A 12,457-nucleotide genomic window follows, 5' to 3' on the forward strand; every position below is an offset into this window, starting at 1 on the left:
TAGACTAAGCGCCTATCCATAAGAAATTGTTCTCGAATATATAGCTTTGTAAAACAGAATGCTAAACTTATTCATGCCAACCATTCAGGAAATCAAACCGTGTCGAATTCCGAAACGCCTACAGAGTTACAAAGAGCAAGTTTGTTAGAGAAATTTCAATTTGTACTACAAAATAACCGCAATAGCGTAGTCGGCAATTTAGGTGTCGCACTGCTCGGCTCTGTACTGGAATTCAATACCGGTGAATGGCTACTGCTTGCAGCTTGGTTTAGTGTATTTGTCATAGTACTCAGTGCACGCTATCTAGTCGGCCAAAATATATTGCGAGCTTTTAAGAAAACCAAACCTAACCATGCCGAAACCAGGCTACACGTCCGCAAATTCGCACCGTTTATCTACGCTACAGGTTTTATGTGGGCACTGTTTCCCTGGCTGTTCTACCAATCAGAAAACCCTGAAACTCTCGCACTGTTTGCAATCGTCATCGCCGGAATCGTAGCAGGGAGCGTCTCCTCATTAGCCGCGATCCCAATGTACATTCGTGGGTTTCTATTGCTCACAGTGGTTCCCTTAGCGGTTTTATTCTTTAGTTTTCAGCAATACTATTTAGCTGTCTTCGGTTTAATGTTCCTATTTTATGCGCTATTTACCCTCAAAGCCGCAAGCCAATTCCATAACTCTTTAGAACGCGCTATCCATCTCAACCTACAGAACATTGCACTCATTGACCAGCTAACCATAGCGAAACAAGTAGAAGAGAATAATAGCCGCCTGAAAAGTGATTTTATGCGCACCGTTTCCCACGAATTACGCACACCGCTGAACGCCATTGTCGGCTTTACCGATCTGATGTTATTAAATTGCAGTAAAAAAGAGTGGCTGATGTATTTAGAAAATATCCGTGAAGGCGGCGAGAAACTGACTCTTTTAATTGATGACATCCTTGATTTCAGTAAAATCGAACAAAACCATATCCAATTACAAGCCGGGAATTTTTCTGCTCAGGAAGCCTTGCAACACATTGTCAATTCATTGCAACCAAGCGTTCATAGTAAAGAATTACTGATTGAAATCGATATCTCGGACAAGGTACCCAGTTACCTTTATTTTGATGTCTTTCGTTGGAAACAGGTCATAGCAAAACTTCTTTCTAATGCAATTAAATTTTCTCCGCAACACGCTCGTATTGAAGTCAATCTACAATACGATGCCGAACAACAATTATTAGAGTGCCAAATTAAGGATTACGGCATTGGCATCGCACCTGCTCAACAACAGCAAATCTTCGAAGCCTTTACGCAAGCCGACGGCAGCAGCACTCGACAATTTGGTGGAACAGGACTAGGCTTATCAATCGCTAAACGTTTAGTCGATTTAATGGGCGGTGATATTGCCGTGCAAAGCGCAACGAATCAAGGCAGTCTCTTCAGCTTCTGGATTAAGGCACCATTAAGCAAACCCGCCGACTGATAAAAGCTTCACTCAAGCATCACTTTTACGTCATCTAACTGTCATCTAATAGTCCGACAATTGCTAAAAATTTTGTCAGAGGTGACACCATGTTGCATATCGAACAAGCGCTCACTGGAAAGTGGCCAAACCTAGCCAATAATCCGGCCTATCCGCTGATTATCAAACTGCTGAAAAAACTCCTGCACGAAAAAGAAATCAACGACTTTATCGAACAGAATCAGCATCTGCGCGGCTTTGCTTTTCTTGATCAGGTGCTGGCACACTTTGATTTCAGTTATCAGGTAAACAGCCAACAACTGCAACGGATTCCTGCGGAAGGCAAAGTGATCATTGTCGCCAACCACCCTATCGGCTCACTGGATGGTTTAGCGCTATTGAAATTGGTGCGTTCGGTGCGCGCCGATGTGCGCATCGTCGCCAATGATTTACTCTCCAATATCGAACCATTACAAGATCTTTTCTTGCCCGTCGATAATATGGCGAGTAACCAACATAAAGCGGCATTTAAAGCGATGTTAAATGCGCTAGAAGGCGAACAAGCCGTGATTATTTTTCCGGCCGGAGAAGTGTCGCGGATTCGTCCCAATGGCGTTAAAGACGGCGCTTGGAAAAGCGGCTTTTTAAAACTGGCGCAACGTAGCCAAGCACCGGTTCTTCCAATTCAAATTGATGCCCGCAACTCCAGCTTGTTTTATGCGCTATCAACCCTATACAAGCCACTTGGTTCGCTATTTTTAGTGCAAGAAATGTTTAATAAAACCGCACAGAAGATCGAGTTTCATATCGGTAAACCCATTTCTGCCGAGACATTGCAAAAAGCGGTCAAGGAAAGTTCGGTTAAAGTGGTCGCCAAGCAGTTCCGTAAGTACCTATATCGCTTGGCTAAACCAAAAAGACTTAATAAAAAGCCGTTTTTACCAACCATTGAAACCATTGCGCACCCGATTGATCGCAAGGCATTAAAACAAGCGATTCATCAAGGTCAGTTATTAGGCGAAACTAATGACCGCAAGAAAATCTATCTGTTTGACTTTGATGCTAACTCACCGGTGATGCAAGAAATTGGCCGCCTGCGCGAACTGACCTTTCGCAGCGTACAAGAAGGAACCGGCAAAAGCTCAGACCTTGACCACTATGACGCACTGTATCAGCATCTGGTTTTATGGGATGAAAGTGAATGGGAAATCGTCGGCGCTTACCGACTGGGGCAAGGCACCCACCCACAACAAGATAGACTAAAAACCGATGCAGAAATCTACAGCGCCAGTCTGTTTGACTTTAAACCAAGTATCCATGCAGAATTGCAAAATTGCTTGGAACTTGGCCGCAGTTTTGTACAACCAAAATACTGGGGAAAACGCAGTCTGGATTATCTGTGGTTCGGTATCGGTGCTTATCTCAAACAGCACCCGAATATCCAATATATGTTCGGGCCTGTCAGCCTTAGCAACGCCTATCCGCAAAATGCTAAAGAGTTAATCGCCGCTTTCTATTTGCAGCAATTCGGCGATTACCAATCACTGGTGCAAGCGCGCCAACCATTTGCGATTAGCGAGGAAAGCCTAGCAATAGCTAAGCAAGAATTTAGCAGTGACTACAGTGCAAGTTTGAAAAAGCTTAATGCGCTTTTAGCTTTGGAAGGCGTAAAACTCCCAACCTTATTTAAACAGTATGCCGAACTGTGCGATGACAAAGGTTGCCGTTTTATCGACTTCAACATCGACCCGCTGTTCGCCGATTGCATCGATGCCTTTATCTTTGTCGATATCAGCAAAGTCAAAGACAAAAAACGCCAACGTTATATGGGTGAAGCAAAAATCTCAGTCGCATAATTGTTTGTTTGCAGGCATAAGAAAAAAACCGACATCGATGTCGGTTTTTTCGTTTTTGGTGAAAAACAATTATTCAGGCTGTCCAACCATAATGGTCAACATCTTATCCGGTTGAATCTGACGATTCCATGCATCGAGAATGTCTTGTTTAGTCACCTTCTTAATCTGCTCCGGGAACCATTCCAGATAATCCAATGGCATACCGTAGAAACCGATCATCGAGATATAGCCCAAGATTTTCGAGTTGCTGTCCATACGCAGAGGCCAGCCGCCGATTAGGTTGTCTTTAATCGCCTGTAAACGCTCTTCCGAGAAATCGTTTAAGAAATCTTTTAGAGTTTGCTGCACCACCTGCTCGGCTTCTTTGGCAGAAGCGTTTTTAGTCGATAAACCAATAATGAATGGGCCATTCTGCTTCATCGGCGCGAAGTAACTGTACACGCTATAAACCAGACCGCGTTTTTCACGCACTTCTTCCATTAGATACGATCCGAAACCGCTACCGCCAAATAAATGGTTACCGACAAACAGTGGCACATAATCTTTATTGCCGCGTTCAATGCCTAACTGAGTTAGCGAATAGTAAGTCTGTGAAGATGGAAATTCCTTGCTGATACTTTGCGCTTTCGCTAGCGCTTTCGGTTTTGCCAAAGCTGCGGGCTTTTCACCGGTTGGTAGCGAGCTGGAAAGCTGTTGCGCCATCTTCTCAGCTTGCTTCTTATCAATATTACCGACAATTGCAATCACCGCATTATTCGCCAAATAGTGGCTTTGGTAAAACTGCTCTAACTTCGCTTGATCCAATTTCGCCACTGTGGCTTCGGTGCCGATAGTTGGATGTGCGTATGGGTGATTTGGATACAAGTTCGCCCACAGTTGGTCATTTAAGATTTGCTGCGGTTTGACCGATTTCTGTTTAATGCCCAATAGCAAACGCTCACGTTCACGTTCGATAATTTCCGGCTTAAATTGCGCTTGCGTCAAAGCATCTAAATACTGCTCAAACGCCGCTTGCATAACACCATCACGCGTTAAAGTACGCAAAGAGAAGCTAGCATTATCGCGGCTGGCGCTGCCGCCAAACTGCGCACCGATCTTATTGAAACCGTCAGCAATCTGATCTTCGCTTTGCGTTTTAGTCGCGGTACCAACCAAGCTAGCGGTAAAAGATGCCAAACCGAAATCATCACCATCGCGAATCGAACCAGCATCAAAAGTGACTTCAATATCCAACATCGGCAACTGCGGTGAATGCACATACATTACCTTAGCGCCCTGCTCGGTCATCCAAGATTCGATTTTCACCGACGCTTGGCTAATGGAGCTGAACAACATCAACGCCACGACCATAAAACTTGCCAGCCAAGCCGGTGCAGAAAATTGTAACTTTGCTAATTTCGCCATTAGTGCACTCCTTTGCCTGGAATTGCCGCGCCATTATTACGCGCTTGTTCACCATTTGGCAGTAGTGTCGCCACGGTCTGCTGGTCAATGCTGAAATATTTCTGCGCCACTTTTTGAATCATTTCCGGTGTAACTTTACGCATATTATCAACCCAGTTATCTAGCGTATCCGCAGGCAGACCAACACTAAGTAGCGAGCCCATAATAATCGCTTGCGACTGAATCGAGTCTTGGTGATACACATACTGCGCTTCGGCCTGCGCCAAAACACGGTCTAGTTCTTGTTGCGAGATTTTTTCATCTTGCAGTTTTTTGATTTCCGACCATAAAGCTTGCTCCGCTTGTTGCGGGGTTTTGTCTTGGTTTGGCGTTGCGCTCAAGGTAAACAATGTGGTGATACGGTCGGTTGGATCAAAGCTGGCACTGGCACTCGCTATCACTTCTGAGCCACGAATTAAGTTTTTACTAAAACGCGAAGAATCGTCACCGGAAAGAATGTCACTCATCACACTCAGAGCAAACACTTCTTGGCGCTCTGCTTCATCTTTTGCGGTCACAAGAGTCGGCGCATGGAAACCAATCAACAACGACGGTAATTTGGTCGCGCCTTTCATGGTTAAACGGCGTTCACCCTCTTGTTTGACTTCAATCTGTGGCTTTGGCGGCTCGATGTTTTCCGGGCTATTTTTGCCGTAGTACTGTTTCGCCATTTGGTAGACCTTATCCGGCTCAACGTCACCAACCACAACCAAAATGGCATTGTTTGGTGCATACCACTGCTTGTACCAATCGCGCGCATCTTGCGCCGTCCAACTACGAATATCCGACATCCAACCGATGACCGGATGATGATTCGGGCTATTGATAAACGCCGCCGCTTTGAATTTTTCATACAGCTTGCTGTTTGGGTTATCTTCAACACGCCAACGACGCTCTTCGGTCACCACATCACGCTCCTTCAGAAACTCTTCATCGGTTAGAACGATATTACGCATGCGATCGGCTTCCAACTTCATCACTTCGCCAAGATGCTGTTTACCGAGAATTTGGTAATAAGCGGTATAGTCGCTCGAGGTAAAAGCATTTTCTTTGGCCCCCATCTGCGCCACTTTTTTCGAAAACTCGCCCGGCTTCAATTCTTTGGTGCCTTTAAACATCATATGTTCCAGCATATGCGAAATACCGGTTTTACCACTGTGTTCAAAATTAGAACCAACTTTGTACCAAACCTGATGAACGACCACAGGCGCACGGTGATCTTGTTTGACTACAACCTGCATACCGTTATCTAATTTGTACGAGCTAACTTGAGCGAAAGCGGACGTACTCATTAAGCCCAGACTTATCAGCCCGATAAATTGTTTTCGCAAGGTTTTTACTAGCTTAGTTGCCATGCCTTATCCCCTAATTTGGTGTTATGACAGACCTGAGTTTGTCATTCCGTATAACAGCGTGCGTGAAACGCACTATGTGCACAGGATTTAGTAAAGAATTGCTTTATAATAAAGCACGCATTTTAATGCAAGTATTAAAAAACCTTGGAACAGGAAACCCGCTCAATGTTTAGCTTTTTTCGCAAGAAGAAAAATCAACCTGAAACAGAACAGAATTTAGACAACCAAATTGCAGTTGAAACAACAGAATCGGTGCCAGAAAAGCAAGAAGCGCCGCAGCAAGACGTTGTCGATAATACAGTACAAGAAAGCCAAGCAGAAAGCCTTGCTATTTCAGAGCCGGAAAAAACTGTCGAGCCTCTTGTAGAGGTTGAAGTAAAAGCCGAGCCCCAACCTGAGGCAGTAGTTGCAGAGACACCCGAGCCTCTACACCAGCCTGCTCCTAAAAAAGTCGACGTCACTGAAGAAGAACCAAAGAAAAAAGGGTTCTTTGCTCGCCTTAAAGATGGTTTAAGCAAAACGCGTAAGAGCTTTACCGATAGCTTAGGTTCACTGATTCTTGGCAAGAAAGAGATTGATGACGATCTGCTTGATGACCTTGAGATGATTCTTTTGACTGCCGATGTTGGTATCGAAGCGACTGACCGAATTATCCAAAACCTGACCGACCAAGTATCGCGTAAAGAACTAAAAGACCCGCAAGCATTGATTGATGCACTGAGAGCCCAACTGGAACAGATTATCGATCCGATGAGCCGTCCATTGGAAATCGACGATTTCCTAAAACAAAACGGCGGGCCTTATGTAATCTTGATGGTTGGTATCAATGGTGTAGGTAAAACCACAACTATCGGTAAACTGGCGAAGAAATTCCAAATGGAAGGTAAATCAGTGATGCTAGCGGCCGGGGATACTTTCCGTGCCGCAGCCGTCGAGCAGCTACAAACTTGGGGCGAGCGCAATAATGTACCGGTTATCGCGCAAAAAACCGGGGCAGATTCGGCAGCGGTGATTTTTGATGCGGTTCAGTCTGCTAAAGCGAAAAACATTGATGTATTGATTGCCGACACTGCCGGTCGTTTGCACACCCAATCGAACCTGATGGAAGAATTAAAAAAAGTAAAACGCGTTATTGGTAAGGTTGATGATACGGCGCCACATGAAGTAATGCTGGTGATTGATGCCGGAACCGGTCAAAACGCTCTCAATCAAACCAAGCAGTTCCACGATGCGGTTGGGGTATCCGGCATTACTTTAACTAAACTGGACGGTACGGCAAAAGGCGGGATTGTGTATGCTCTGGCCGAACAATGCCAAATCCCGATTCGTTTTATTGGCGTCGGTGAGAAAATCGATGACTTACGTCCGTTCGACAGCAAAGACTTTACCGCTGCGCTGTTCGACCAGAAAGAGAGTAGTTAATCTTATAGGTGTCCCATGCCGATAGCCGATTCCGATAAACCCGAACATCAACGCGCGTTTAAAACCGGTTATCGCTATGGTCTGGCCGGCAAAACTCTGAGCCATATGCCGCATGACATTCGCCAGCACGGGGATTTACGCGAATATTTCGCACAGGGTTTAGAAACGGCACAAGATGCTATGGCCGAACAACAGGTCATTCTATCCAAACCGGATTGGCGCTATCGCATCGTCTGGTTCTCAATTATGGTACTCGGTGGAATTGCTACCGCCGCGGTCATGTTGCAACAAGCCGCTGAAGAGAAACAACAGGTCAGCCAGGTTCCCCTTTCTCAAACTACTAGCACCGCGTCAGACAACGCATTGATGAGTGAACAGCAACGTACTGATATGCTATTTCATCAACAACAGTTAGCGAAGCTCGCCTCGCAACGCACACCATTACAACCGTTAAGCGATAACTCTAACCTGCAATTACTCAGTACAACGCTAAGCGGACAAGAGCAAAAATTAAGTATTTCCCCGACACAAAGCATTGATAAATCAATGATTTCTGTACCTAAGTACCTGCGAAAGCTTGAATTTAACGCGCAACTCAGCTTGAATAAGCCTCAGACAATTTGGCTGCACTGGCGCTATGACGGAATTGTCATACAAAAACAGCGCTATCAGCTTAGCTCTGGCGAACAAAGCGTGCAATCCGTTCAACAGATGAGTAGCGCGCGCCAAGGGCGATGGTATTTGGAATTTGTCGACGCACAACAACAAGTGTTCGCGCGTCTGGCCTTTAATTATGGAACCTTTAATGAAAATCACTAAATCCTTATGGCTCGGTATCCATCTTGCGGTAATGGTGGTTTTGGTTCAAGGTTGTAGCTCGACCCCGCCACCAAAAAAATCGCTCGATAATATCTGCTCTATTTTCTATTACGATGACGATTGGTTTGATGCTGCGCAAAATTCTTATAAACGCTGGGGAACGCCGCCATGGATTCAACTAGCCTTTGTACACCAGGAATCGACGTTCAAACCAAACGCCAAACCCAAAATGCAGTATTTCCTCGGAATACCAATTGGTCGGGCTTCAAGCGCCTATGGCTATGCACAGGCCACCGATGCCGCTTGGTATGATTATCAAAAACACACCAATCGTTGGAGTGCTAAACGCAATGATATAGATGATGCCCTCGATTTTATCGGATGGTATAACAATCAGTCGAATAAGCGCTTAGGAATTTCCAAACATGATACTTTTAAGCTTTATTTAGCCTACCACGAAGGTCATACTGGTTATAAACAACGATCTTATCTTAAAAAAGAATGGTTGCCACCAATTGCCAAAAAGGTTTCCAATCGAGCGCGTATGTACCGCAACCAATATCAAAAATGCCGCTAGAAGTATCAAGCGACTAAAAACAAAAAAAGCCGAGCAGGTCTAACCTACTCGGCTTTTTTAATCTCTAGACAAAATGCCTAGAGGCTAGGTCTTAAGCTTTGTATTTCTCAAAGACGACACAAGCATTTGTACCGCCGAAACCGAAGCTGTTGCTCATAACACGATTTAGGCCAGCGTTATCGATACGCTCGGTAACAATTGGCATACCTTCACATTGCTCATCCAAGGTTTCAACATTTATTGACGGTGCGATGAAGTCATTTTCCAACATACAGAGGCTGTAGATAAACTCATGCACACCAGCCGCACCTAATGAGTGACCCGACATTGATTTAGTCGAGCTAATCTTAGGAATACTATCACCAAATACTTCGCGAATTGCGGCGGCTTCTTTAGTATCGCCTACCGGCGTAGAAGTACCATGCGGATTTATATAGTCAACCGGACCTTCAACGGTAGAAAGCGCCATTTGCATGCAACGTACCGCACCTTCACCAGAAGGAGCAACCATGTCATAACCATCAGAATTGGCACCGTAACCGGTAATTTCCGCGTAGATTTTCGCACCACGAGCAAGAGCGTGTTCTAGTTCTTCAACAACAACCATACCGCCGCCGCCGGCAATGACAAAACCGTCACGGTCTGCATCATAAGCACGAGATGCTTTCTCAGGCGTATCGTTATATTTACTCGATAGTGCACCCATCGCATCAAATAGAACAGACATCGTCCAGTGTAGTTCTTCCCCACCACCGGCAAAAACCACATCTTGCTTACCAAGCTGGATTTGCTCAACCGCAGAACCGATACAGTGCGCAGAAGTCGAACACGCAGAACTAATTGAATAATTAATCCCTTGAATTTTAAAAGGTGTAGCCAGACATGCCGAAACAGTCGATCCCATAGTACGAGTCACCATGTAAGGACCTACACGACGAACACCTTTTTCCTTAGCAATAGCAACCGCTTCTGTCGAATTTGAGTTAGAACCGCCACCGGAACCGGCGATTAGACCGGTGCGAGGGTTAGAAATTTGTTCATCGCTTAGACCAGAATCTTCTACCGCTTGTTTCATAGCGATATAAGAGTAAGCCGCTGCATCGCCCATAAAACGGAGTTGTTTGCGATCAATGTGGTCTTTAAAATCTAGATTTTTAACAGCACCATGAACTTGAGAACGCATACCGTTTTCTGCATATTCAGGCGCGAAGACGATACCCGATTGACCGTTCTTCAGAGACTCTGTCACTTCTTCTTTATTATTCCCAAGACTGGAAACAATCCCAACTCCTGTGATGACAACTCGTTTCATGCTTAAAAACTTTCCGTATTGGTAAATAGGCCAACTTTAAGATCGCTAGCGCTGTAAATTTCACGTCCATCAACGTATAGCTTGGCATCACCCATGCCCATATATAGCTTACGTTTGATAACGCGTTTCATGTCGATAACATATTCAACCTTCTTCGCGGTTGGTAGTACTTGACCGTAGAATTTAACTTCACCTGAACCTAGTGCGCGACCGCGCCCAGGACCACCAGTCCAACCTAGGAAGAAACCGATTAGCTGCCACATAGCGTCTAAACCTAAACAACCTGGCATTACCGGATCTTCATTGAAGTGACACTCAAAAAACCATAGATCTTTAGTTACATCTAATTCCGCTTTAATCTGTCCTTTTCCGTAAGCGCCACCTTCTTCAGAAATGTGTGTAATGCGATCAAACATTAACATTGGTGGTAAAGGCAATTGTGCATTACCTGGCCCGAAAAGTTCGCCACGGCCACAGGCCAAAAGCTCTTCTTTGCTGTAACTAGATTGTTGTTCCATCCGGTCTTCCGATATTAAAAATTAAACCTGTGCATTATAGCAGTTCCGAAGAAAGCAGTACAAATCAATGCCTTCTAACGCAAAAAGCCCGCAACCTTTAGTTTAAGATTGCGGGCTTTTTAAATATGGTGCCGACATCAAGACTTGAACTTGAAACCTACTGATTACAAATCAGTTGCACTACCAATTGTGCTATGTCGGCTGATGCGGCGTATTATAAAGAAATCGATTTTACTGTCAACGCCTTTTTTTAAAAAAATTAGGATTTTTTAACTGACTCAACAACGCTATACATTCCGTGCAAAACCAGATCGGGAATGTAGGTATAGCGATGATCTAAAAGTGATGCTAATTGCGCTGCATCACCGCCAGTTAAGAAGACTTTAAACTGCGTCCCTATCTGTTGATTCAGGTCGATAATCAGCTGATTTACGAAGGCAGCAGACATATATAAAGTACCTGCCAAAATCGCACCTGCCGTATCCTTCGCCAATAACTCATCAGATAATTCTTCATCCTGTAAATCATCTGAGTCCGGTAAATCCAATAGTGCAGTATTACCGGCCAACGAATGATGCATCGTCTTAAGGCCTGGAACGATAAAACCGCCCTTATGCTGACCATCAACCACAGCATCGACCGTCATCGCAGTGCCAGCATCAACCACAACAAATGGTTCATTGGTAATTGCCAAAGCACCTTGCATCGCTAACCAACGATCACTACCCAATTTATGGAAATCCTTATAACCCGAAACCAAATTACAACACTGACGCTGTGAACTTAACTGAGTAGGGATAATATTCCATTCATCTTGAATAGCAGCGGTTAAATCATCTAGATTTTGTAAATTCCCCACTGTGCAAAAATACACTTCATCAACACGATCGAATTCTGCAAAAAGCAATTCATCAATATTGGTAATAAAATCTTGTGAGTTTTCAGCACCGAGGTACTCATAGTCGCCATTTTCTGCAATGGCATACTTGATACGGCTATTGCCGATATCGATAAAAATTCTATTCATAGTTCAATTCATGGCCTGGTTAGACCTATCCTGAATGATTTTGTCTAAGGAACCTTTACCGCCTACTATTTAACTCTCCTGAGGCAATAAGGTTGGGATACATATCGTATATGTATCGGTGCCGTATCATACACAAAAGCCCTAGCGCCGATAACAAAATAATAAAGGTTTTTTAGATTAAGCAAAATACCATTTATAAGCTCTTCACTAAACAATATAACTAAACATGTAGTTTTCTAATCAGGGTTTACTGAAATAACAGCTTTACAAGCAAGTATAGAGCAAAGTAAGGAAATATTAAGGGCACGCAATGGATTAAATCTCTAGAAAATGCAGAACGAACACACTAACTTCTTAAAACTCAGCGAAGAAGCTTACCAAGGTTAATATGGATGAATTTCAGGCAAAAAAAAACCGCCGTTCCTTCTGGAATCAGCGGTTTTTTAGGATATATACCCATTCGGGTACAAGACCTTGGCGATGACCCAGCCCAGGCACAGAGGCCTGGTCGCTCGCTTGCTAAAAATATGCCATTGGGCATATTTTCTATACGCGTCTCGCCCTACTCTCCCGTAGGTCATTTCGTAAAGACATAAAAAAACCCCGTCAGGTTCAAAAGAACCTAACAGGGTTTTAGGATATAAGCTTGGCGATGACCTACTCTCACATGGGACCTCCC

At 44.4% G+C, this 12,457-nt stretch carries 10 protein-coding genes and 1 tRNA gene; 5 read left to right on the forward strand and 6 right to left on the reverse strand.

Features of this window, described 5'->3' with window-relative positions:
• Positions 1-99 precede the first annotated feature (99 nt).
• Together J3998_RS13510 and olsF are read left to right on the forward strand one after the other, a co-directional pair.
• On the forward strand, positions 100-1,470 hold the full coding sequence (locus J3998_RS13510; RefSeq protein ID WP_208150529.1) for an ATP-binding protein: 1,371 nt from the start codon (positions 100-102) through the stop codon (positions 1,468-1,470).
• An 89-nt stretch (positions 1,471-1,559) separates the two neighbouring features.
• Complete coding sequence (olsF, locus tag J3998_RS10035; protein ID WP_208150530.1) at positions 1,560-3,305, forward strand: bifunctional ornithine lipid synthase OlsF; 1,746 nt, start codon at positions 1,560-1,562, stop codon at positions 3,303-3,305.
• Between the two features lie 69 nt (positions 3,306-3,374).
• Here olsF and J3998_RS10040 read toward each other — a convergent pair whose 3' ends face one another.
• Positions 3,375-4,709, reverse strand: a complete 1,335-nt coding sequence (locus J3998_RS10040; RefSeq protein WP_208150531.1) for a M16 family metallopeptidase — start codon at positions 4,707-4,709, stop codon at positions 3,375-3,377.
• Positions 4,709-6,103: a M16 family metallopeptidase gene (locus tag J3998_RS10045; RefSeq protein WP_208150532.1), complete on the reverse strand. Its 1,395-nt coding sequence runs from the start codon at positions 6,101-6,103 to the stop codon at positions 4,709-4,711. The genes J3998_RS10040 and J3998_RS10045 overlap by 1 nt, the downstream gene beginning before the upstream one ends.
• Before the next feature lie 165 nt (positions 6,104-6,268).
• Between J3998_RS10045 and ftsY the strand changes: the two genes are divergently transcribed.
• Genes ftsY through J3998_RS10060 form a run of 3 tightly spaced genes read left to right on the forward strand, consistent with a single transcriptional unit; the run spans position 6,269 to position 8,921 of the window.
• Positions 6,269-7,525: a signal recognition particle-docking protein FtsY gene (gene ftsY / locus J3998_RS10050; RefSeq protein ID WP_208150533.1), complete on the forward strand. Its 1,257-nt coding sequence runs from the start codon at positions 6,269-6,271 to the stop codon at positions 7,523-7,525.
• Positions 7,526-7,540: 15 nt separating this feature from the next.
• Complete coding sequence (locus J3998_RS10055) at positions 7,541-8,344, forward strand: DUF2914 domain-containing protein (RefSeq protein WP_208150534.1); 804 nt, start codon at positions 7,541-7,543, stop codon at positions 8,342-8,344.
• Positions 8,331-8,921, forward strand: a complete 591-nt coding sequence (locus J3998_RS10060) for a transglycosylase SLT domain-containing protein (protein WP_208150535.1) — start codon at positions 8,331-8,333, stop codon at positions 8,919-8,921. Before J3998_RS10055 ends, J3998_RS10060 begins: the two co-directional genes overlap by 14 nt.
• 91 nt (positions 8,922-9,012) lie before the next feature.
• Here J3998_RS10060 and fabB read toward each other — a convergent pair whose 3' ends face one another.
• The 4 genes from fabB to J3998_RS10080 form a co-directional block, all read right to left on the reverse strand.
• A complete protein-coding gene (fabB, locus tag J3998_RS10065; protein WP_208150536.1) occupies positions 9,013-10,233 on the reverse strand; it encodes a beta-ketoacyl-ACP synthase I in 1,221 nt (406 codons plus the stop codon).
• 2 nt (positions 10,234-10,235) lie between these two features.
• Complete coding sequence (gene fabA, locus J3998_RS10070) at positions 10,236-10,751, reverse strand: 3-hydroxyacyl-[acyl-carrier-protein] dehydratase FabA (RefSeq protein WP_208150537.1); 516 nt, start codon at positions 10,749-10,751, stop codon at positions 10,236-10,238.
• A gap of 126 nt (positions 10,752-10,877) precedes the next feature.
• Positions 10,878-10,953 (reverse strand) — tRNA-Thr (locus tag J3998_RS10075).
• Between the two features lie 57 nt (positions 10,954-11,010).
• On the reverse strand, positions 11,011-11,778 hold the full coding sequence (locus J3998_RS10080; protein ID WP_208150538.1) for a type III pantothenate kinase: 768 nt from the start codon (positions 11,776-11,778) through the stop codon (positions 11,011-11,013).
• Positions 11,779-12,457: the final 679 nt, after the last annotated feature.

The organism is Thiomicrorhabdus marina, from assembly GCF_017571465.1.
Taxonomy (GTDB): Bacteria; Pseudomonadota; Gammaproteobacteria; order Thiomicrospirales; family Thiomicrospiraceae; genus Thiomicrorhabdus; species Thiomicrorhabdus marina.